Annotated in this window: 20 protein-coding genes; 7 read left to right on the top strand and 13 right to left on the bottom strand. The window is 71.7% G+C overall.

Going from position 1 to position 20,352, the window contains the following annotated elements:
- Window positions 1-327 precede the first annotated feature (327 nt).
- From AB0I06_RS19155 to AB0I06_RS19145, 3 genes are all read left to right on the top strand, one after another.
- Window positions 328-1,053 (top strand): trypsin-like peptidase domain-containing protein, encoded by a 726-nt coding sequence (locus tag AB0I06_RS19155; RefSeq protein WP_363119983.1) that lies wholly within the window; start codon window positions 328-330, stop codon window positions 1,051-1,053.
- A 227-nt stretch (window positions 1,054-1,280) separates the two neighbouring features.
- Window positions 1,281-2,225 carry a bifunctional lytic transglycosylase/C40 family peptidase gene (locus AB0I06_RS19150; RefSeq protein ID WP_363120008.1) on the top strand — a complete coding sequence of 315 codons (945 nt, stop codon included), beginning with the start codon at window positions 1,281-1,283 and terminating at the stop codon, window positions 2,223-2,225.
- 245 nt (window positions 2,226-2,470) lie between these two features.
- Window positions 2,471-3,169: a phosphatase PAP2 family protein gene (locus tag AB0I06_RS19145; RefSeq protein WP_363119982.1), complete on the top strand. Its 699-nt coding sequence runs from the start codon at window positions 2,471-2,473 to the stop codon at window positions 3,167-3,169.
- Between the two features lie 15 nt (window positions 3,170-3,184).
- On the opposite strand, the gene AB0I06_RS19140 is transcribed toward AB0I06_RS19145, so the two are convergent.
- Window positions 3,185-4,738, bottom strand: a complete 1,554-nt coding sequence (locus tag AB0I06_RS19140; RefSeq protein WP_363119981.1) for an FAD-binding oxidoreductase — start codon at window positions 4,736-4,738, stop codon at window positions 3,185-3,187.
- A 397-nt stretch (window positions 4,739-5,135) separates the two neighbouring features.
- On the opposite strand from AB0I06_RS19140, the gene AB0I06_RS19135 reads away from it, so the two are divergent.
- Both AB0I06_RS19135 and AB0I06_RS19130 read left to right on the top strand, forming a co-directional pair.
- On the top strand, window positions 5,136-5,987 hold the full coding sequence (locus AB0I06_RS19135; protein WP_363119980.1) for a hypothetical protein: 852 nt from the start codon (window positions 5,136-5,138) through the stop codon (window positions 5,985-5,987).
- 91 nt (window positions 5,988-6,078) lie between these two features.
- Window positions 6,079-6,246 (top strand): hypothetical protein, encoded by a 168-nt coding sequence (locus AB0I06_RS19130; protein WP_363120009.1) that lies wholly within the window; start codon window positions 6,079-6,081, stop codon window positions 6,244-6,246.
- A 6-nt stretch (window positions 6,247-6,252) separates the two neighbouring features.
- Here AB0I06_RS19130 and AB0I06_RS19125 read toward each other — a convergent pair whose 3' ends face one another.
- The gene (locus AB0I06_RS19125; RefSeq protein WP_363119979.1) at window positions 6,253-6,630 is read right to left on the bottom strand and encodes a metal-sensitive transcriptional regulator; all 378 of its coding nucleotides are present in this window, start codon (window positions 6,628-6,630) and stop codon (window positions 6,253-6,255) included.
- 203 nt (window positions 6,631-6,833) lie between these two features.
- On the opposite strand from AB0I06_RS19125, the gene AB0I06_RS19120 reads away from it, so the two are divergent.
- Window positions 6,834-7,454, top strand: a complete 621-nt coding sequence (locus tag AB0I06_RS19120; protein ID WP_363119978.1) for a DUF47 family protein — start codon at window positions 6,834-6,836, stop codon at window positions 7,452-7,454.
- 7 nt (window positions 7,455-7,461) lie between these two features.
- A complete protein-coding gene (locus AB0I06_RS19115) occupies window positions 7,462-8,460 on the top strand; it encodes an inorganic phosphate transporter (RefSeq protein WP_363119977.1) in 999 nt (332 codons plus the stop codon).
- Window positions 8,461-8,579: 119 nt separating this feature from the next.
- On the opposite strand, the gene pstB is transcribed toward AB0I06_RS19115, so the two are convergent.
- The 11 genes from pstB to AB0I06_RS19060 form a co-directional block, all read right to left on the bottom strand.
- Window positions 8,580-9,356 (bottom strand): phosphate ABC transporter ATP-binding protein PstB, encoded by a 777-nt coding sequence (pstB, locus tag AB0I06_RS19110; protein WP_363119976.1) that lies wholly within the window; start codon window positions 9,354-9,356, stop codon window positions 8,580-8,582.
- Between the two features lie 69 nt (window positions 9,357-9,425).
- Window positions 9,426-10,487 (bottom strand): phosphate ABC transporter permease PstA, encoded by a 1,062-nt coding sequence (gene pstA, locus AB0I06_RS19105; protein WP_363119975.1) that lies wholly within the window; start codon window positions 10,485-10,487, stop codon window positions 9,426-9,428.
- A complete protein-coding gene (pstC, locus tag AB0I06_RS19100) occupies window positions 10,484-11,485 on the bottom strand; it encodes a phosphate ABC transporter permease subunit PstC (RefSeq protein ID WP_363119974.1) in 1,002 nt (333 codons plus the stop codon). The genes pstA and pstC overlap by 4 nt, the downstream gene beginning before the upstream one ends.
- A 103-nt stretch (window positions 11,486-11,588) precedes the next feature.
- Window positions 11,589-12,719 (bottom strand): phosphate ABC transporter substrate-binding protein PstS, encoded by a 1,131-nt coding sequence (gene pstS, locus AB0I06_RS19095; protein ID WP_363119973.1) that lies wholly within the window; start codon window positions 12,717-12,719, stop codon window positions 11,589-11,591.
- Window positions 12,720-12,974: 255 nt separating this feature from the next.
- Window positions 12,975-13,418: an NUDIX hydrolase gene (locus AB0I06_RS19090; protein WP_363119972.1), complete on the bottom strand. Its 444-nt coding sequence runs from the start codon at window positions 13,416-13,418 to the stop codon at window positions 12,975-12,977.
- Window positions 13,415-14,587, bottom strand: a complete 1,173-nt coding sequence (locus AB0I06_RS19085; RefSeq protein WP_363119971.1) for a CHAD domain-containing protein — start codon at window positions 14,585-14,587, stop codon at window positions 13,415-13,417. Before AB0I06_RS19085 ends, AB0I06_RS19090 begins: the two co-directional genes overlap by 4 nt.
- Window positions 14,568-16,934, bottom strand: coding sequence for an RNA degradosome polyphosphate kinase (locus tag AB0I06_RS19080; RefSeq protein ID WP_363119970.1), 2,367 nt, complete (start codon window positions 16,932-16,934; stop codon window positions 14,568-14,570). Before AB0I06_RS19080 ends, AB0I06_RS19085 begins: the two co-directional genes overlap by 20 nt.
- A 215-nt stretch (window positions 16,935-17,149) precedes the next feature.
- On the bottom strand, window positions 17,150-18,076 hold the full coding sequence (locus AB0I06_RS19075; RefSeq protein ID WP_363119969.1) for a hypothetical protein: 927 nt from the start codon (window positions 18,074-18,076) through the stop codon (window positions 17,150-17,152).
- Window positions 18,073-19,080: an ABC transporter permease gene (locus AB0I06_RS19070; protein ID WP_363119968.1), complete on the bottom strand. Its 1,008-nt coding sequence runs from the start codon at window positions 19,078-19,080 to the stop codon at window positions 18,073-18,075. Before AB0I06_RS19070 ends, AB0I06_RS19075 begins: the two co-directional genes overlap by 4 nt.
- Window positions 19,077-19,961, bottom strand: a complete 885-nt coding sequence (locus tag AB0I06_RS19065; RefSeq protein ID WP_363119967.1) for an ABC transporter ATP-binding protein — start codon at window positions 19,959-19,961, stop codon at window positions 19,077-19,079. The genes AB0I06_RS19070 and AB0I06_RS19065 overlap by 4 nt, the downstream gene beginning before the upstream one ends.
- Window positions 19,958-20,350: a GntR family transcriptional regulator gene (locus AB0I06_RS19060; protein WP_363120007.1), complete on the bottom strand. Its 393-nt coding sequence runs from the start codon at window positions 20,348-20,350 to the stop codon at window positions 19,958-19,960. The genes AB0I06_RS19065 and AB0I06_RS19060 overlap by 4 nt, the downstream gene beginning before the upstream one ends.
- Window positions 20,351-20,352 lie beyond the last annotated feature (2 nt).

Genomic DNA, 20,352 nt, shown 5'->3' with positions numbered 1-20,352 from the left:
GAGGCCTGCGGGTGGGGGACCGCCGGTGTGATTCCCGGCGGGGGCGGCGACCCGCGACGACCCTCGCTTGTTGGGTACGTGACAACAAGACGGTGATCGGAATCCTGACTTCCGCCTTACCGAAGGGGGTCTGGGGCTTACCGATCGCTGACGGCTCGATGGCGGGGCGATGGGCGCGGCTTGACCCGGCCGCTCCCGTGCGGCCGGTGACCCGCTGCCGGCCCGCCGGCTGTGGCGGGTGCCGGAGGAGCTGACGGGCTCACGCGTCTGGCCGGCCCGGGCCGGCGTCTGACGTTCCTCTCACCTTCGTCGGGCACAGTCGCTCCGGTGAAGCGCGTCCTGTCCATCGCCGTGGTCCTCGTCGCCCTCATCACCGCGTCCGCCGCGACCGCCGACGACGGGGCCGGGCCCCTCGGGGTGACCGTCACCGCGCGCGCCTCCCGGGTCGGGGTGCTCGTCCCCGCCGGCCGGGCGGGGCGCCTGCCCGGCGGCCACTTCTGCACGGCGTCCGTGGTGGGCGCGCCGCGCCGGGACCTGATCGTCACCGCGGCGCACTGCCTGGGCGGCGACGGCGGCCTGCTCTTCGTGCCGGGCTACCGCAACGGCCGCGCGCCGTACGGGGAGTGGACGGTGCGGCGGCGCTACCTGCCCCGCGGGTGGGTCGAGGGACGGCACGAGGACAGCGACGTCGGCTTCGCCCGGCTCGCGCCACGGGGCGGGGTGGAGGTCCAGGACGTCGTCGGCGGGAACCGGTTCACGACCGGTACGGCCACGGGGGCCACCGCGGTGACCGTCACCGGGTATCCCGACGCGCGCGAGACGCCCGTCAGCTGCACCGCAAAGCCCGCCGCGCACAGCCGCACCCAGCAGCGCATCGCCTGCCCCGGCTTCAGCGGGGGCACGAGCGGCAGCCCCTGGGTGAACGGGGACGGGCAGGTCGTCGGCGTCCTCGGCGGGCACGACCAGGGCGGGACGACCCCCGGGGTCTCCTACAGCGTGGTCCTCGGCGCGGAGGCGCGGCGGCTGTACCGGGAAGCGGCCGGAGACACGTGACGCGGCGCGCCCCCGTGCGCCGGGCCGCACCGCCGTGCCGGCACCGTGCCGCCCGTGCCGTGCCCCGTCCCACCGTCCGCCCCCGACTCTCCTGCCCGTGATCATTCCCGGGTGTGGCGGCCGCCTCTACACTGAGCGACGGACTCCTGGGCGACGAGGGGCGGTTGACGGTGCGTAAGGCGTGGATCGTGGCGGGTGTTGCGATCAGCTCCGCCCTGGCCTTCGTGATGCTGCTCGTCGTCGGTGTCTACCTCGTCGCCGGAAACCTGGTCAACGGCGTGGCCGGCGGGGCGAAATCACTGGCCAAGGGATCCGTGCCCGCCGCGTACGCGGCCACCGTGCAGAAGTGGGGCAATCTCTGCCCCGCCATCAGCCCGGCCCTGCTCGCCGCCCAGCTCTACCAGGAGAGCGGCTTCAACCCGAGGGCCCAGAGCCACGCCGCCGCGCAGGGGATAGCGCAGTTCATCCCCGGCACCTGGGCCAGCCACGGCATCGACGGCGACGGCGACGGCGACCGTGATGTGTGGGACCCGAAGGACGCGATCCCCTCGGCCGCCTCCTACGACTGCGAACTCGCCTCGTACGTGAAGAAGGTTGGCGGGAATCCGACCGAGAACATGCTGGCCGCCTACAACGCGGGCGCGTACGCGGTGATCAAGTACGGGGGCGTGCCGCCGTACAGCGAGACCCGGAACTACGTGAAGCGGATCACCACGCTCGCGGAGAGCTTCGCCGCGCCGGTCGGGCGGGTCGACCCCTCCGAGCAGGCCGCCGCCGCCATCGAGTACGCGCAGAAGAAGCTCGGCACGCCCTACCTCTGGGGCGGTACCGGCACCGCTGAGCAGGGCGGACGCTTCGACTGCTCGGGACTGACCCAGGCCGCCTACGCCACCGTGGGCATCAAGCTCCCGCGGGTGGCGAACGACCAGTACAACGCCGGTCCGCACCCCTCGCGGGACGAGCTGCTCCCCGGCGACCTCGTGTTCTTCTCGGACGACCTCACCAATTCCCGCGCCATCCGGCATGTCGGCATTTATGTCGGGGGTGGGTACATGATCGACGCGCCCCGGACCGGTGCCGTCATCCGATTCGACCCGATCGACACCCCTGACTACTTCGGAGCCACCCGCGTCACCGAAGATGGCGCGAAAGCACTGCCCACGACGGTGTGAACCGTGCGTGAACCCACCCCCTGAGCTGCGACAACGTATCTCTCTTCGATAACGTCTGCGTGATCATTCGGTGGAGTGTGGAACGTATCAACGGGGACCATGCGTTCCTGGAGACGTAGCCGAGCGGACGTTCATCGGCACGCGTCCCGCACGCGTGCGGCGGAAGCGGATCTGCAACCACGGGGGTGGCGGGAGCGGCGCACGCAAAGGTGCGCCGGGAGAGACGACGAAGGGGCCGCAGCACCATGGCTGGACTCGCCGATTCCGGGTCGAACCCCGACGTCGACCTGCTGTACGACATCAATGGCCTGGCCAAGGACGCGCCGGCGTGGTTCGACCGCGTCATGGAGTTCGTCGGTGAGTACGGGCTGCTGTTCGCCATCGTGCTGCTGGTGGTGGGCTGCTGGTGGTCCGTCAGGCGACGCCGGGACGAGGACGCGGTGTCCACCGTCGCGGCTCTGATCTGGGCACCGCTGGCGGCGGGGATCGCCGTGCTGGTGAACGTGCCGATACGGGGATTCGTGGAGCGGCCCCGGCCGTTCCTCGATCACCAGGGCATCGAGGTGCTCGTCCAGGGCAAGACCGACTACTCGTTCGTCAGCGACCACGCGACGATCGTGATGGCGCTGGCCGTCGGACTGTTCGTCGCCCACCGCAGGTTCGGGCTGGTCGCTCTCGTGCTCGCGCTGTTCGGCGGGTTCATCCGCGTCTACATGGGCGTGCACTACCCGACGGACGTCGTCGGGGGCTTCGCGCTGGGCACGGCGGTGGCGCTGCTGCTGTCGCCGCTCGCCATGGCCCTGCTGACGCCCCTGGTGCGGGCCGTCGAGCGGTCGCCCCGGGCGGGATGGCTGGTGCGCGCCCGCGGGCGGGCCGAAGGGGAGGGCGCGGCGCTCCCCGAGGCCCGCAGCGAGCGGGCCTCGGAGCGGGACCTCGCCGCGTAGCGCCGAGGCGGCCCCTTACAGCGCCTGGGGACAGGTGAAGAAGCGGTCGGGGTCGTACCGCTTCTTCAGCTGGGTCAGGCGGGTCGCGGCGTCTCCGTAGTACGCCGTGCGCCAGTCGGTCAGGGTCGGGTCCGCGTAGTTCTGGTAGGCCGCGCCCGAGGCGTAGGGGCGCATCGCCCTGTGGGCGGAGGCCAGCCAGTCGCGGGCCGTCGCCCCACTCGTGCCGGCCCGCCAGGCGGCGATGTACTGGGCCAGCATCCGCGAACGCCGGTGCACGAAGGCCGTCGATGTCGGGGAGACGCGGTTGACCGCTCCGCCGAGGGCCGTCAGCGCGATGCTCGCCGTGCCGCCGCGCACCGAGGCGATCCGGGACAGCAGCGTGCGGATGCCGGCCGGGGAGAGCGAGCGGTCGAAGAAGTCCGAGGCGGCCGCGTAGGTCTCGCGGCCCAGGGCGCCTTTCGGGGAGCGGCCCGGGGTCGGGCCGGGCAGATGGCACTGCGCGTCCGTCGGGAACGAGGAGCAGCCCGCGTACACCTCCATCGACTCCTCGTACGAGCGGCGCTTGAGGGAGACGCTGCGGGCCGGGGCGCCGACACGGTCGGCCAGGCGGTCCACGGCGTTCTTCAGCTCGCCGTACGTGCCGAGGGAGAACGCCGAGACCGAGACGGTCGGGGTGCCGCCCGCGGCGTTCGCCACGTGCAGGGAGGACCAGATCTCGTCGGGCTGCGACGGGCCCCATTCCTGCCAGGCCTTCACCACCGCTGCCGCCTTCGACCACGGCCAGGACAGGTACGCCGAGACGCCCTGCGGGGCCGGGTGGGTCTTGAAGTGCAGCTCCGTCACCACGCCGAAGTTGCCGTTGCCGGCGCCGCGCAGGGCCCAGAACAGGTCCTTGTTCTCACGGGAGTCGGCGGTGAGCTGCTTGCCGTCGGCGGTGATCAGGGTGGCCCGGGTGAGGCTGTCGCAGGTCAGGCCGTAGGCGCGGGAGACCACGCCGTGGCCGCCGCCGAGGGTGAGGCCGGAGACGCCGACGGTGGGGCAGGAGCCGGCGGGGATGGTGACGCCCTTCGCGGCCAGCGCCCGGTAGACGTCGATGAGTTTGGCGCCGGCGCCGACCACGGCGGTGTCGCCGGAGGCGCGGACGCGGCTGAGTTTCGAGACGTCGACGATCAGGCGGCCGTCGCCGGAGGACCAGCCTCCGTAGGAGTGGCCGCCGTTGCGGATCGCCACCCGCAGGGCGTGGGCACGGGCGTAGGCCAGCGTCGTGCGGATGTCGTCCGGGTGGGACACGTACGCGACCGCGGCGGGCTTCAGGCCGTCGAAGCGGGTGTTGTAGAGCTGCTTGGCCGCGGGCCAGTCGGCGTCGCCCGGGCGGATCAGCGGGCCGTCGAGGTCGCGCGCCAGGGCCGACCAGTCGAGGGCGGTGGATCTGGAGGTGTTGGAGGTGCGCGCGGCGTCGGACGCCGTGGCTCCGGAGCGGCCGCCCGGCTGGGTGCAGGCGGAGGTGAAGGGGGTCGCGGCCGCGGCGATGGCTGCCGTGCCGGCTGTGAGGATGGTGCGCCGTTCCATGGGGCCTCCCGGTGGTTCCGTCGTGGGAGACGGGGTGACGGTGGTGCGGGTTCCACGGCACCGCCGTGAGGCGGCGTCTGCCACGGGCGTCAGCCAGGGGTGTGTTTCTCCGCGTCGGTGCGCGCCTGGCTTCGCGCTCTTCGCGCCGGGCCGCGCCAGCCGCAGGTGCAGTGAGCCATGCAGAAGGGGCCCTTCTCCATGGTCGTCGTGCGGTGTTCCGGGAGGTTGGGGGGAGGTTCCAGCCCGTCCTGCTGCGCCACGACGACAACGTTACCCAGCCCGGGTAAAGGGTTCGTATGCCGACCCCGGCGGCTCGCGTGACGGGGGCACATACCCGTCGTTAACCGGAACAACGAGGGGGCCCGTGACGGACGTACCGGCTGGGGGTAGGCAGGCGATGACTGGGCGGCAGCGGCATGGGCGGCGCGGGCGGACGGGTGCGGCTCTGGCCGTGGCCGGGCTCGTGGCCGGGGCGGGGCTGGGCACCGGAGGGTGTGCCGGGGGTGACGCGGTCGCCGGGGACTCGGGCGGCGGGGACGCGGTCGTCGCGCTGCGCCGGGCCGCCGACCGGCTTGTCGAGGCGGGCAGTTCGAAGGCCCGTACGTCGATGGTGATGGCCGCCGGCGGGACGCGGGTCACCATCCGGGGCGCCGGGGTGTACGACTACCGCAAGCGGATGGGGCGGCTGAAAGTGCTGCTGCCGCAGGACCCCGCGGGGGTCGCCGAGCGCCGGCCGATCACCGAACTGCTCGCACCGGGCGCGCTGTTCATGAAGAACCGGGGCGCCGGAGTGCCCTCGGACAAGTGGGTGCGGGTGGACACGCGCACCCTGTCCGACGGCAACCTCGTCACCGGCGGGGCCACCGATCCGTTCACGGCGTCCGAGGTGCTGCTCGGGACGCGGACCGCGACGTACGTCGGCAGGACGGAGGTCGCCGGGACCGGGGTGCGGCACTACCGGGGGACGGCCGACCTCGGTGACGCGGCCCGGCGTGCCTCGCAGGGGAACGCGGGGCCCCTGAAGGCGGCGGCCAAGGGTTTCGCCACCGCCGAGGTGCCCTTCGACGCCTACCTAGACGACGAGGGGCGCATCCGCAAGGTCAGGCACCGGTTCAGCTTCCTCAACGGGCAGCAGAAGAGCCCGGTGGCCGTCGCCTCGACGACGCTGCTCTACGATTTCGGGGCCTCGGCGCGCGTACGGTTGCCCCGGACCGACGACATCTACGCGGGCGAGATCGCCGAGGACTGACCGGCCTGAACTAGCCCGTCCGTGCCATGCGCGGTGTGTAGGCCGCTCCCTACTCTAGGAAGTCGGTAACGGCAGAGACGAGGTGACGCACGTGGCTCCGGTCGGCGGTACGGCAGTTCAGGACCACGTGGCCCTCGCCGAGATCGAGCTGTGCGGCGAGCTGATCATCGCCGCCTCGGCCGCCCAGGAGCGGCTCAGCCTGGAGAGCATCGACGCGGTGCTGAGAGTCGCCGAGGAGCGGGACGCCGTACGGGAGTGACCCGGCTCACGTCCGCAGCATGCGGGCGATCGCCTGGGTCGCCTCCTTCACCTTCGCGTCGATCTCGTCGCCGCCCTTGAGGGCCGCGTCCGCGACGCAGTGCCGCAGGTGCTCCTCGAGCAGTTGCAGGGCGAAGGACTGCAGGGCCTTGGTGGAGGCGGAGACCTGGGTGAGTATGTCGATGCAGTAGACGTCCTCGTCGACCATGCGCTGAAGGCCGCGGATCTGGCCCTCGATGCGGCGCAGGCGCTTGAGGTGTTCGTCCTTCTGCTTGTGGTACCCGTGCACCCCGTGGTCGTGGTCGGTGATCCCGCCCGCCTCCGCGGGATCGGCGGTGCCGGTGGTGACATGGGCGACATGTGTGGTGTCGGTCACGTCCGTCATCGCTTCCTCCTGGTGGGCAGTGGGCCGACATATACCCCTGGTGGGTATATGGTACCGAACTTTGCCGGGTATACGGCCTGGAAACCGCCCCCGTGCTCACCACTGTGCCTGATGGGCGACACTGGTGGGCGGCCCGATAGCCGTGGCCGGATGATGCGCCTAGCATCAGCCTGACCGAAACCGAAGCACCCCGAGGACCCCACGTGCGCTTTCGTCTGACCCCCAGGGAGACGAGCTTCTACGACATGTTCGCCGCCTCCGCGGACAACATCGTCACGGGCTCGAAGCTCCTGATGGAACTGCTCGGGGCGGACACATCCGCCCGGGCCGAGATCGCAGAGCGTATGCGGGCAGCGGAACACGCAGGTGACGACGCCACGCACGCGATCTTCCACCAGCTGAACTCCTCCTTCATCACGCCGTTCGACCGCGAGGACATCTACACCCTCGCCTCGTCCCTCGACGACATCATGGACTTCATGGAGGAGGCCGTCGACCTGGTCGTCCTCTACAACGTCGAGGAACTGCCCAAGGGCGTCGAGCAGCAGATCGAGGTCCTGGCACGCGCTGCCGAACTGACGGCCGAAGCGATGCCGCACCTGCGCACCATGGAGAACCTCACCGAGTACTGGATCGAGGTCAACCGGCTGGAGAACCAGGCGGACCAGATCCACCGCAAGCTGCTGGCGCACCTGTTCAACGGCAAGTACGACGCCATGGACGTGCTCAAGCTCAAGCAGATCGTGGATGTGCTGGAGGAAGCGGCGGACGCCTTCGAGCACGTGGCGAACACGGTGGAGACCATCGCCGTCAAGGAGTCCTGAGCCCTTCATGGACACCCTTGCTCTGGTCGTGACCATCGCGGTCGCGCTCTTCTTCACGTACACCAACGGCTTTCACGACTCGGCGAACGCGATCGCCACGTCCGTCTCGACCCGCGCGCTGACGCCGAGGGCGGCGCTGGCCATGGCCGCGGTGATGAACCTCGCCGGTGCGTTCATGGGCTCGGGGGTCGCCAAGACCGTCAGTGAGGGCCTGATCCAGACACCGACCGGGTCGAAGGGGATGGGCATCCTCTTCGCCGCGCTGGTGGGCGCCATCGTCTGGAACCTCATCACCTGGTACTTCGGGCTGCCGTCCTCCTCCTCGCACGCGCTGTTCGGCGGCATGGTCGGCGCGGCCCTGGCCGGCGGGACGACCGTCTACTGGAGCGGGGTGCTGGAGAAGGTCGTCATCCCCATGTTCATCTCCCCGGTGGTCGGTCTGCTGGCCGGATACCTGGTGATGACCGCGATCCTGTGGATCTTCCGGAAGGCCAACCCGCACAAGGCCAAGAGGGGCTTCCGCATAGCGCAGACGGTCTCGGCGGCCGGCATGGCGCTGGGACACGGTCTGCAGGACGCGCAGAAGACCATGGGCATCGTGGTGATGGCGCTCGTCATCGCCGATGTCGAGGACTACGGCGACCCGATCCCGGTGTGGGTCAAGATCGCCTGTGCGGTGATGCTGTCGCTGGGCACGTACGCCGGTGGCTGGCGCATCATGCGGACGCTGGGGCGGAAGATCATCGAGCTGGACCCGCCGCAGGGCTTCGCGGCGGAGGCGACGGGCGCGTCGATCATGTTCACCTCGGCGTTCCTGTTCAAGGCGCCGATCTCCACGACCCATGTGATCACCTCCGCGATCATGGGCGTCGGGGCGACGAAGCGGGTGAACGCCGTGCGGTGGGGCGTCGCCAAGAACATCATCCTGGGGTGGTTCATCACGATGCCGGCCGCGGCGATCGTGGCCGCCGCGTCGTTCGGGATCGTGAACCTGGCATTCCTGTAGGCCGGATCCCGGCGCAGCGAAGCAGTACGTGAAAAGGCCCGCCCCTGGGAGAGGGGCGGGCCCTTTTCGGCCTCGCGGTGGCACCGCCATGCAGCACCGCGAGGAGACTTCGGGGCGGATCAGCCGAAGCGGCCGGAGATGTAGTCCTCCGTGGCCTGGACCGACGGGTTGGAGAAGATGCGCTCCGTGTCGTCGATTTCGACGAGCTTGCCGGGCTGGCCGACCGCCGCGAGGTTGAAGAACGCCGTGCGGTCGGAGACACGGGCCGCCTGCTGCATGTTGTGCGTCACGATGACGATCGTGAACCGTTCCTTCAGCTCGCCGATCAGGTCCTCGATCGCCAGCGTGGAGATGGGGTCCAGGGCCGAGCAGGGCTCGTCCATGAGCAGGACGTTCGGCTCGACCGCGATCGCCCGGGCGATGCACAGACGCTGCTGCTGACCGCCGGACAGGCCCGAGCCGGGCTTGTTCAGGCGGTCCTTGACCTCGTTCCAGAGGTTCGCGCCCTTGAGGGAGCGCTCGACGATGTCGGAGAGCTCGCTCTTCTTGTAGTTGCCGTTCAGCCGCAGGCCCGCCGCCACGTTGTCGAAGATCGACATCGTCGGGAACGGGTTCGGGCGCTGGAACACCATGCCGACCTCGCGGCGCACCGACACCGGGTCGATGCCCGTGCCGTAGAGGTCCTCGTCGTCCAGCAGCACCTTGCCCTCGACGCGGCCGCCCGAGGTGACCTCGTGCATGCGGTTGAGGGTGCGCAGGAACGTCGACTTGCCGCAGCCGGAGGGGCCGATGAACGCCGTCACCGAGCGCGGCTCGACGGTCATCGAGATGTCCTCGATCGCCTTGTGGGAGCCGTAGTAGGCGGTGAGTCCGCTTACGTCGATTCGCTTGGCCATTACTACTTCACTTCCAGAGTCCGGGGGTCGCTGTGTGGCCCCGCGCGGCGGTAGCCGCATATTGACGCTTTAGCGACCGGTCTTCGGGGCCTTCCAGCGGGCGATCCCGCGGGCCACCAGGTTCAGGAGCATCACGAAGGCGATCAGGGTGAGCGAGGCCGCCCAGGCGCGGTCGTAGGCCGCGCCGGAGCCCGCGCTGTTCGCGTACTGCTGGTAGATGTACAGCGGCAGCGAGGCCTGCGCCCCCTCGAAGGGGTTGGCGTTGATGAACGCGTTGCCCCACACCAGCAGCAGGACCGGGGCGGTCTCACCGGTGATGCGGGCGATCGCGAGCATGATGCCCGTGGTGATGCCGCCGATGGAGGTCGGCAGGACCACCTTCAGGATGGTGCGCCACTTCGGGACGCCGAGCGCCAGGGAGGCCTCGCGCAGCTCGTTCGGGACGAGCTTGAGCATCTCCTCCGTGGAGCGCACGACGACCGGCATCATCAGGATGGCCAGGGCCAGCGAACCGGCGAAGCCGAAGGGCTGCATGTCGAACATCAGCATGAGGCTGAGGATGAACAGGCCCGCGACGATCGACGGGATGCCGGTCATGACGTCGACGAAGAACGTGATGGCCCTGGAGAGGTTGCCCCGGCCGTACTCGACGAGGTAGATCGCGGTGAGCACGCCGATCGGCGCGGCGATCACCGTGGCGAGTCCGACCTGCTCCAGGGTGCCGAGGATGGCGTGGTAGATGCCGCCGCCGGGCTCGGTGTCGGCGACGACGCCCATGGAGTGCGTCAGGAAGTAGAGGTCGAGGACCTTCACACCGCGCACGACGGTCGACCAGACCAGCGAGGCCAGCGGGACGACGGCGAGCAGGAAGGCGACCCAGACCAGGGAGGTCGCGATGCGGTCCTTCGCCTGCCGCTTGCCCTCGACGCCCGCGGCGATGGCGTACGTGCCGACGACGTAGAGGATCGCGGCGATCAGGCCCCACTGGACGCGGCTGTGCAGGCCGCCGGCCAGGCCGATGACGACCGCGAGGGCGATCGAGCCGCCGGCGATGGCGTAGGGGGACCACTTGGGCAGGCGTGTGCCGCGCAGGCCGCTGGGGCCCTTCGGGGTCACGGTTGCGGTGCTCATGCGTTGGCCCCCGAGTACTCCTTGCGGCGGGCGATGATCGCGCGGGCCGCGCCGTTGACCAGCAGGGTGATGACGAACAGGACGAGACCGGAGGCGATCAGCGCGTCGCGGCCGAACTCGGTGGCCTCACCGAACTTGCTGGCGATGTTCTGGGCGAACGTGCCGCCGCCCGGGTCCAGCAGGCTGGCCTGGATGTCGAAGGTCGGGGAGAGCACCGTGGCGACGGCCATGGTCTCGCCGAGGGCGCGGCCGAGGCCCAGCATCGAGGCGGAGATGACGCCGGAGCGGCCGAAGGGGATGACCGCCATGCGGATCACCTCCCAGCGGGTGGCGCCCAGCGCCAGGGCCGCCTCCTCGTGCATCTGCGGGACCTGCCGGAAGACCTCGCGGCTCACGTTGGTGATGATCGGCAGGATCATGATCGCGAGCAGGATCCCGACGGTCAGCATCGAGCGGGGGGCGCCGCCCTCCCAGGAGAAGACGCCGGTCCAGCCGAGGTACTCGTCCAGCCAGCCGAAGAGGCCGTTCATGTTCGGCACGAGGACGAGGGCGCCCCACAGGCCGTAGACGATGGACGGCACGGCGGCGAGCAGGTCGATCACGTACGCGATGGGGCCGCGCATCCGGCGCGGGGCGTAGTGCGTGAGGAACAGCGCGATGGCGACGGCGACCGGGACCGCGATGACCATGGCGACGATCGAGGAGACGACCGTGCCGAAGGCCAGGACGGCGATGCCGAAGTTCGGCGGGACGAGGTTGGTGTCCCACTGGAAGGTCGTGAGGAAGTTGCCCTCGTCCTTGCTGATGGCGAGGGAGGCGCGGTAGGTGAGGAAGACCGCGATCGCGGCCATGATCACCAGCAGCAGGATGCCGGAACCGCGGGAGAGACCGAGGAAGATCCGGTCCCCGGGGCGGGTGGCTCCGCGCGCGGCGCGCTTGTCGACGGCCGGCTGCGAGGCGGGGGGAGGAGCGTCTTTTATCTGTGTGGGTGTGCCCATCAGGTTCTCCGGTCTGCGGAGCCGTACCGGGGGTACGGCCACTGGCGGCGGTGCACCGGACGGTGCGGTCCGGCCCCGGGGAGGGAGCCGGACCGCACTCGGGTCAGCTCAGGCCCTCGATGGTGGTGCGGACCTGGGAGATGATGTCGGCCGGGATCGGCGCGTAGTCGTTCTCCGAGAGGATCTTCTGGCCGTCCTCGGAGGCGATGTAGCGCAGGAACGCCTTGGTGCCGGGGAGGGTGTCGGACTTGTTGCCCTTGTCGCAGACGATCTCGTAGGTGACGAGGACCATCGGGTAGGCGCCCTCGGCCTTGGTGCCGTAGTTCAGCTGGAGCGCGAGGTCCTTGCCCGTGCCGACGACCTTGGCCTCGGAGATCGCCTTGGTGGCGTTCTCGACGGTGGCCTTGACCGGCTGGGCGGCGCCCGTGTCGAGGTCGACCGTCTTCAGGCCGTCCTTGGCGTAGGACAGCTCGAAGTAGCCGATGGCGCCGTTGGTCTGCTTCACCTGCTGGGCGACACCGGAGGAGCCGGAGGCGGACTGGCCGCCCTTGGCCTGCCAGGTCTTGCCGCCGTCGTAGGGCCAGTCGCTCTTGGCGGTGGCGATCAGGTACTTGGTGAAGTTGTCCGTGGTGCCGGAGTCGTCCGAGCGGTGGAACGCCTGGATCTTGAGGTCCGGGAGCTTCGCGTCGGGGTTCAGCTTCTTGATGGCCGGGTCGTTCCAGTTGCTGATCTTGCCGTTGAAGATCTTCGCCAGGGTCGGGGCGTCCAGGACGAGGTTGTCCACGCCGTTGACGTTGTAGCCGACCGCGATCGGGCCGCCGACCATCGGCAGGTCGATGCCCTGGCCGCCGGTGCAGACCTTCTTGGAGGCGGTGACCTCGTCGGGCTTCAGCGCGGAGTCGGAGCCGGCGAAGGCGACCTGACCCTGGGTGAACGCGGTGACGCCGGCGCCGGAGCCGCCGCCCTTGTAGTTGATCTGCACGCCCTGGCAGGCGGAGGTGAACTGCTTCACCCAGGCGTCGATCGCGTTCTTCTGCGCGGACGAGCCGTCGGCGAGGAGCTGGCCCTTGGCGTCGTCGCACTTGACGTTGCTCGGCGCGGCGGCGTTGGACGAGGTGCCGCCCTTGGTGTCGCCACCGGTGTCGTCGGAGCCGCACGCCGTGAGGGCCAGGGCGCCGGAGACGGCGAGAGCACCGAGAGCGAGGGCCCGCCGGTTCATGCGCTGAAGCTTCACTTGAGTTCCTTCCAGGAGCCGCCGTCCTGATCGGCGGCGTGCGAAGAGTGAGTGACGCGGACGCGGTCGCGCTCGACAGGCGCTCTCGCGTCGGTAAGGCCGAAATTAGGCAGATCAGGTGAAGCGGCCGATGGCCACACATGAACGAGGGGTGAACCCCTGCCTAAGGTGTGGTTAGGTCACGGAATGCTCACGGGGAGGGCACGTGAGGATTCCGCTTCGCGGGCGCGTCCCCCTGGACTCCGGCGGCCGGCCTCACTCCGGCCGAGTGGCCGGACGCGGCCGGTCCAGCACCGCGAGCAGCGCGTCGACCAGGGGCCGGTCCTGGGGGCGGGTGAGGCGGGCGCGGGCCGCGTCGGGGGCCAGCCACACAATGCGGTCCACTTCGTCGGTGGGGGTGAAGGCGCAGGTCAGCGCCTCGGCGGCCCAATAGCGGACATGCTTGGGGCGGCCGCTCGCCAGATAGTGCTGGCCGGGCAGCTCGGTGCCCGGCTCGGCCCGGCAGCCCGTCTCCTCCGCCACCTCGCGCAGGGCGCCCACGAGTGCGTCCTCGTCGCGCTTGAGCTTGCCCTTCGGCCAGGACCAGTCGTCGTATTTCGGCCGGTGGACCAGGCAGAGCCGCACCTCGCCGTCGGCGGAGCGGCGCCACAGGACGCAGCCGGCCGCACGGACCGTGGCGCCGGGGGACGTCGGGTTCATCCGGTCCTCACCGCCTCTTTCTGCCAGCACTGCTGGAACGCGAAGCGCGCCGCCTCCACCTCGTGCCGCTGGTCGGCGTGGAGCACGCCGAGGGCGTACGCCGTGGCCGGGGCGATCCTGGGCGTGCGGGCCGCCTGGGCGGCCGCCGCTGCCGCCTCGGAGGCGTCGCGGTGCCGGTTCAGGGCCTGCCCGGCGGAGAGCAGGCGCAGGTCGACCACGGCGTTGCCCTTGGGTCCGCTGACGGCCTCGCGGGCGTAGCGGTGCAGGCGCAGCAGCAGCCGGACCTGGTGCCACGGGGCGTCCTGCGGATGCGGGACCGTGTCCGGGGACAGGCCGTGGACGAGGGCCGCGGCGTTGTACGGGTTCCCCGCGGTGACGAGCGGGAGGGCGGCCACGGCGTCGGCGAGGCGGTCCTGGGCGGCGGTGGCGAGGGGCCGCAGGTCGGTGCTGTCGGCGCCCTGGGCGAGGGGCACCTCGCTGGCCAGGACGGCGACCCGGTCCGCGACGGCGTGGAAGCGGCTGCTGCCCAGGGCCTGGAGAGCCGTGGAGTGGGCGCGGGTGCGGGCCAGGGTCAGCTGCCGGTCGAGCAGGGCGCCCGCCTTGGCGGCGCCGACGGTCAGGCCGCGTTCCGGTGCCGCGGCCGGTGAGGTGCGCGGCCCGGCGTCGCGGGTTGTTGTTCGCTGCGGGGCGGGTGCAGCCCCGGCGGCACGACCGGCCGCGGCCGAGCCGGCGCGCGTGCCGGCCGCGGTGTCCGCGCGGCCGGCGGGCGCCGTGCCGGCCGGCTGCCCCGGCAGCGCCGTCGAGCCCGACAACCGGTGCAAGGCGCTCAGCAGGCGCTCCAGCCGGGCCGTGTACGCGTGCTCCATCGCCAGGGTCCCCGACACCCAGGCCAGTTCGGGGCGCATCGCCTCGCACCAGTCGGTGTCGAGGAGGGACTGGAACGTGTGCAGGCTGGCGCTGATGCGGCGGGCCGAGCGGCGCAGGGCGCGGGCCGCCTCGGCGGACGCCTCCGAGCCGTTGGCCCCCGACCCCGTCTCGCGGTGCAGGCGCAGCGCCCGGAGGAACTCCGTGGCCTGGGTCCGCAGGTAGCCCGCGAGGACGTCACCGGTCGGGTCGGGCCCCGCGTGCCCGGGCCGGGGATCCGTGGGGTCAAGGTGTTGCTGTGCCACGCCGGCGCCTCCGGGCGTCTATGAGCATCTCCTGGACGTTGCGCAGGGGCTGTCCGTCCGCGTCGGTCGCATGCCGGGTCCAGTCGCCGTCCGGGCCGAGGTGCCAGGAGGCGGTGGAGTCGGACATGCCGGTCTCCAGCAGCCGGTTCAGGGCCGCCCGGTGGGCCGGGTCGGTGACCCGGACCAGGGCCTCTATCCGCCGGTCGAGGTTGCGGTGCATCATGTCGGCGCTGCCGAACCACACCTCGGGCTCGCCGCCGTTGCCGAAGGCGAACACCCGGGAGTGCTCCAGGAAGCGGCCGAGGATCGAGCGGACCCGGATGTTCTCCGACAGGCCGGTCACGCCCGGGCGCACCGCGCAGATGCCGCGCACCCAGATGTCCACCGGCACTCCCGCCTGGGCGGCGCGGTAGCAGGCGTCGATGATGGCCTCGTCGACCATCGAGTTGACCTTGATACGGACGTACGCGGGGCGTCCCGCGCGGTGGTGCTGGACTTCCTTGGTGATCCGCGAGACCAGCCCGTCGCGCAGCGACTTGGGGGCGACCAGCAGCCTGCGGTAGGTCTCGCGGCGGGAGTAGCCGGACAGGCGGTTGAAGAGGTCCGACAGGTCCGCGCCGACCTGCGGGTCGGCCGTGAGCAGGCCGAGGTCCTCGTAGAGGCGGGCCGTCTTCGGGTGGTAGTTGCCGGTGCCGACGTGGCTGTAGCGGCGCAGCGTCTCGCCCTCCTGGCGGACCACCAGCGACAGCTTGCAGTGGGTCTTCAGGCCGACCAGGCCGTAGACCACGTGGCAGCCGGCCTCCTCCAGCTTGCGGGCCCACTTGATGTTGGCGTGCTCGTCGAAGCGGGCCTTGATCTCGACCAGCACCAGGACCTGCTTGCCGGACTCGGCGGCCTCGATGAGCGCGTCGACTATCGGGGAGTCGCCCGAGGTCCGGTACAGGGTCTGCTTGATGGCGAGGACGTCCGGGTCGCCGGCCGCCTGCTCCAGGAAGGCCTGGACGGAGGTGGAGAACGAGTCGTAGGGGTGGTGCAGCAGGACGTCGCGCTCCCGCAGGGCGGCGAAGATGTCCGGCGGGGACGCCGACTCGACCTCGGCGAGGTCGCGGTGGGTGCCGGCGACGAACTTGCGGTACTTGAGCTCCGGCCGGTCAAGGGAGGCGATCCGGAACAGGCCCGTCAGGTCCAGAGGGCCCGGCAGCGGGTAGACCTCGGCCTCGCCGATCTTCAGCTCGCGCACCAGCAGGTCCAGGACCTCGCGGTCGATGGACTCCTCGACCTCCAGGCGCACCGGCGGCCCGAAGCGCCGCCGCATGAGCTCCTTCTCCAGGGCCTGGAGCAGGTTCTCCGCGTCGTCCTCCTCGACCTCCAGGTCCTCGTTGCGGGTGAGGCGGAAGGCGTGGTGCTCCAGGACCTCCATGCCCGGGAACAGCTCCTCCAGGTGGGCGGCGATGACGTCCTCGATGGGGACGTAGCGGCCCGGGGAGCTCTCCAGGAAGCGGGACAGCAGCGGCGGGACCTTCACCCGGGCGAAGTGCTTGTGGCCGGTGACCGGGTTGCGCACGACGACGGCCAGGTTCAGGGACAGGCCGGAGATGTACGGGAAGGGGTGCGCCGGGTCGACCGCCAGCGGGGTCAGCACGGGGAAGATCTGGTGCCGGAACAGGGTGAACAGGCGGGCCTGCTCCTTCTCCTGGAGTTCGTTCCAGCGGACCAGGTGGATGCCCTCCTCCGCGAGTGCGGGGGCGACGTCCTCGTGGTAGCAGGCGGCGTGCCGGGCCATGAGCTCGCGCGAGCGGGCCCAGATCATCTCCAGCACCTCGCGCGGCTGGAGGCCCGAGGCGGAGCGGGTGGCCACGCCGGTGGCGATACGGCGCTTCAGCCCGGCGACCCGGACCATGAAGAACTCGTCCAGGTTGCTGGCGAAGATCGCGAGGAAGTTGGCCCGCTCCAGCAGGGGCGTGTTCGGGTCCTCCGCGAGTTCCAGCACGCGCTCGTTGAACGCGAGCCAACTGCGCTCCCGGTCGAGGAAACGGCCCTGCGGCAGCTGGGGTCCGTCGTACGGCGATTCCTCGTACCCGTCGAGGTCGGCGTCGATGTCCGGTTCCAGATCGGAGACCGCCGCGGCCACCGTGTGCGGGCGGTGGGCGGCGATGGAGCCCACGGAGGGCTGCGCGTGCTGGACCTGTGCCTGGGTGTTCGGCTGGCTCATGGACCCATTCTTCCGCGCCGCGAGCATCACGGGCGCGTCGGACAGCGCGGGCGGGAGCGGAGGCGTCACATGAGTGCTCCCGTTTCCCTCGGGACCCTCGCGGGGCGGGGAAGGCTCGGGCACGGCGGGATTCATTGGCCGAGCTTCGCAAGCTCGTCTGAATCGATGGTTACGGAGACATGACGTGCGGGACACCGGGGGGCGGCTCGCGGGCGTCCACAGGGCCCGTCGAGAGGGGCGGGCGGCTGCCCACAGGCTGTGGACGGCGCTCGGCGGCGCCGCACGGCGGGAGTGTCCCCGAGGGGCGGGCCGCGCGTCCATCCCCCCGTGGAAGGACGCGCGGACCGGGTTCAGGGCAGGCGGCGGGCCAGGAGGAGGAAGGCGGCGGCCATCGCGGTGCCGGCCACGGCCAGCAGCAGGCCGGTCTCCATGTACTGGAGCGGCCAGAAGTGGGACCGCGGGTGGAACGTGGCACGGCTGATCTGGACGCCGTGGGGCATGGGGGTGTCCCAGGTGACCTGGAAGGCCGAGCGGGGGAGCTCGATGCTGCCGGGCGCGATGCGGCTGACGGTCGGCCAGAGGTCCTCGCGGTGCCGTTCCAGGAGGCTGTGGAGGAACAGGGAGGCGGCCAGGGCCACTCCCGTGGCGGGCAGGGCCCGGCGCCACACCAGTCCGGCGAGGGCGCCGAGGGCGAGTCCGGCCAGGGCGTAGGCCACGGCCACCGGGCCCGTCGACACGAACGCGTCGGGGTCGTACCAGTCGCCGACCAGGTCGGGATCGCCGTCGCCGCGCGCCCAGACGTTCAGCGGCACGAGCGCGCCGGTGCCGGCGGTGAGCAGGGCGGCCGGGGCGGCCAGTTTCGCGGCCAGCCAGCGCAGGGGGCCGACCGACTGGGTCCAGGCGAGCTGGGCGGTGCCGTTCTCCAGTTCGCGGCCGATCAGGGCGCCGCCCGCCCAGGCCGCCACGGGGAACATCACCCAGGACAGGGCGGTGGCGAGCACGGCGATGCCGTTCGCGTACACCTCGTCGGCGGTGATCGCCTCGACCGCCGTGCAGGAGGGGAGCCGGTCCGTGGGGGGCGTGGCGCAGGCGCTCATGCCCGCCCGCGCCTCGTCCCCCAGGGAGTGCAGCCAGAGCAGAGCGGCGGTCGCGACGGCCAGGGCCGACAGGGACAGGGTGAGGGCCGTGCGGTGCGTCCCGCCGAGCGCCCGCAGCAGGCTGCCCCGGTGGCGGGCGGCCCGGGCGGCGGGGGCGGTCGCCGCGGTGAGGGCGGTCATACGGCGGCTCCCGTGCGGCGGCGCAGCAGGACGAAGGCGGTCGCGGTCGCCAGGGCGGCGACGGCGAGGAGGAGGCCGGTCTCCATGAGCTGGAGGGGCCAGAAGTGGGAGGCCGGGTGGTAGTCGGCGTAGTAGTGGGTGATGCCGTTCCTGGCGTCGCAGCCGGGCTCGCCCGAGCACGACGGGATCGGGACGCGGGCACCGGAAGCGGTCAGGGCGCCGGTCTCGACGATCATGCCGCCGAAGCGGGGGGTGCCGTCCTCCAGGCTGGTCACGACCGTCTGCACCGGCCACAGGTGCGGGCGCAGTTCGTCGACGACGTAGAGGAGTGACACGACGGCCAGGACCGCGACGCCGAGGGCGGGCAGCGTCCGGCGCAGCAGCAGCCCCACCAGGACACCGAGGGCCAGGGCGGCGAGGGCCTCGGCGGCGGCGACGGTGCCGTTGATCTCGAAGACGCCGTCGTCGTGCCACTCGCGCCAGCGCATGGCACTGATCAGGGAACGGTCCGACGACCACAGCAGACGGTGCAGCAGCGTCAGCGTGAGCGTGCCCGTCACGAGCAGCAGGGCCGGGATCGTGAGCTTGGCGGCCAGCCAGCGGGCCGGGCTGACCGACTGGGTCCAGGCGAGCCGGGCGGTGCCGTTCTCCAGCTCGCGGCCGATGAGGGCGGCGCCCGCCCAGGCGCCGGTGAGCAGCGGGAGGAGCCTGAGCAGGCTGATGCCGACCGTCACGGCCGTCTGGTATCGGCTGTTCGCGGGGCCGGGGGCGTCGCAGCCCAGGTTCGGGTGGGCCTGGTCGCAGCCCATGGCCGTGTACTCGGCCCAGGCGGCGTTCCCGCCCGGGCCCATCGCCCACAGCAGCGCCCCGCCGGCTACCGCGACCAGCCCCAGCCAGAACAGCAGCGCCGAGAGGTGCAGCCGGAGCATGGCCAGGAGCAGGCCGCGCGACGGCGAGGTGGGCCGGGTGACGGCGGGTGCGGTCGCGGTGTCGAGGGCGGTCATACGGCGGCCTCCCGCGCGTCGAGCAGGAGCGGCGGGGCGGCGGGGCAGCGCAGGTGGGCCAGGACGACTTCCTCCAGGGACGGACGGTCGCCCTGGAATCCGTCGCCGAGGGGGCCCGCGGGCCGGACCAGGGCGGTCAGCTGACGGCCGGTGGTGCGCGACTCGACCACGGTGTGCGGGTCGAGGGTTTCGCCCGCCCGGCCCGTGACCAGGGTGTGCGCGGCGAGCAGGTCGTCGAGCGGCCCGGCGAGCCGGACGCGGCCCGAGCCGAGCAGCAGCAGGTGGTCGCAGGATCCCTCCAGCTCCGCGACGACGTGCGAGGACATGACAACCGTGGTGCCGTGGTCGGCGGCGTCGGCCATGAGGGTGGCCATCAGCTGGTGTCGCGCGAGCGGGTCGAGGTCGGCCATCGGCTCGTCCAGCAGCAGCAGTTCGGGCCGCTTGCCGAGCGCGAGGGCGAGCGCGACGCGGGTGCGCTGGCCGCCGGAGAGCGCCCGGATCTTCGTGCCGGGGTTGAGGTCGCCCTCGGCGACGATCCGCTCGGCGACCCGGGCGTCCCAGCGCCGGGGGTTGAGGTCGCCGCCCAGCCGCAGGGTCCCGGCGATGGTGAGCTGGGGGTACAGGGGCTTGTTCTGGGCGACGTAGGCGAGGCGCTCGCGGGCCGCGGCCGGGGTGGTGCCGAGCACGGTGATGCTGCCCTCGGTGGGGCGCAGCAGCCCGGCCGCCAGGGCGAGCAGGGTGGACTTGCCGGCGCCGTTCGGGCCGGTGAGGGCGCACACGCGGCCCGTGGGGAGCCGGAAGGCGCAGCCGTCCAGGGCCGGGGCGCGGCGGCGCCCGAACCTCCTGCCCAGCCCCGCCGCCTCGATGGCGGTGTCGGTCATGCGTCCCCCTTGAAGTCTGCGAAATGCGCGTCGAGTACGGAAGTGAAGAGTGCGGCCACGTCCTCGCGCTCCAGGCCGGCCTCGCGGGCCCGGACCGCCCAGGCGTCCAGGTCGGCGCGGAGCGGGGAGTCGGCGGGGGCGGTGCTCAGGGACCTGCGCACGAACGTGCCCAGGCCGCGGCGGGCCTCCACCAGGCCCTCGCGCTCCAGCTCCCGGTAGGCCTTGAGGACCGTGTTCGGGTTGATGGCGGTGGCCTCCACGACCTCGCGGGCCGTGGGGAGCTTGTCGCCCGGCTCCAGCAGGCCCAGGCGCAGGGCCTGTTTGGTCTGCTGGACGATCTGGACGTAGGTGGCCACGCCGCTGCGCCGGTCGATGCGGTACTCGACCACTG

Origin of the sequence: Streptomyces sp. NPDC050674 (assembly GCF_040654575.1) — a bacterium.
In the GTDB taxonomy this organism is placed as follows: Bacteria; Actinomycetota; Actinomycetes; order Streptomycetales; family Streptomycetaceae; genus Streptomyces.
This window is presented reverse-complemented; position numbering and strand designations above follow the sequence as displayed.

Coding starts and splice junctions, on each gene's coding strand:
- AB0I06_RS19065 (WP_363119967.1), bottom strand. CDS start 19,961: ATGACCGACACCGCCATCGAGGCGGCGGGGCTGGGCAGGAGGTTCGGG.
- AB0I06_RS19140 (WP_363119981.1), bottom strand. CDS start 4,738: ATGGAACGGCGCACCATCCTCACAGCCGGCACGGCAGCCATCGCCGCG.
- AB0I06_RS19145 (WP_363119982.1), top strand. CDS start 2,471: ATGGCTGGACTCGCCGATTCCGGGTCGAACCCCGACGTCGACCTGCTG.
- AB0I06_RS19070 (WP_363119968.1), bottom strand. CDS start 19,080: ATGACCGCCCTCGACACCGCGACCGCACCCGCCGTCACCCGGCCCACC.
- AB0I06_RS19090 (WP_363119972.1), bottom strand. CDS start 13,418: ATGAACCCGACGTCCCCCGGCGCCACGGTCCGTGCGGCCGGCTGCGTC.
- AB0I06_RS19135 (WP_363119980.1), top strand. CDS start 5,136: ATGACTGGGCGGCAGCGGCATGGGCGGCGCGGGCGGACGGGTGCGGCT.
- AB0I06_RS19125 (WP_363119979.1), bottom strand. CDS start 6,630: ATGACGGACGTGACCGACACCACACATGTCGCCCATGTCACCACCGGC.
- pstA (WP_363119975.1), bottom strand. CDS start 10,487: ATGAGCACCGCAACCGTGACCCCGAAGGGCCCCAGCGGCCTGCGCGGC.
- AB0I06_RS19080 (WP_363119970.1), bottom strand. CDS start 16,934: ATGAATCCCGCCGTGCCCGAGCCTTCCCCGCCCCGCGAGGGTCCCGAG.
- pstB (WP_363119976.1), bottom strand. CDS start 9,356: ATGGCCAAGCGAATCGACGTAAGCGGACTCACCGCCTACTACGGCTCC.
- AB0I06_RS19150 (WP_363120008.1), top strand. CDS start 1,281: ATGCTGCTCGTCGTCGGTGTCTACCTCGTCGCCGGAAACCTGGTCAAC.
- AB0I06_RS19075 (WP_363119969.1), bottom strand. CDS start 18,076: ATGACCGCCCTCACCGCGGCGACCGCCCCCGCCGCCCGGGCCGCCCGC.
- pstC (WP_363119974.1), bottom strand. CDS start 11,485: ATGGGCACACCCACACAGATAAAAGACGCTCCTCCCCCCGCCTCGCAG.
- AB0I06_RS19115 (WP_363119977.1), top strand. CDS start 7,462: ATGGACACCCTTGCTCTGGTCGTGACCATCGCGGTCGCGCTCTTCTTC.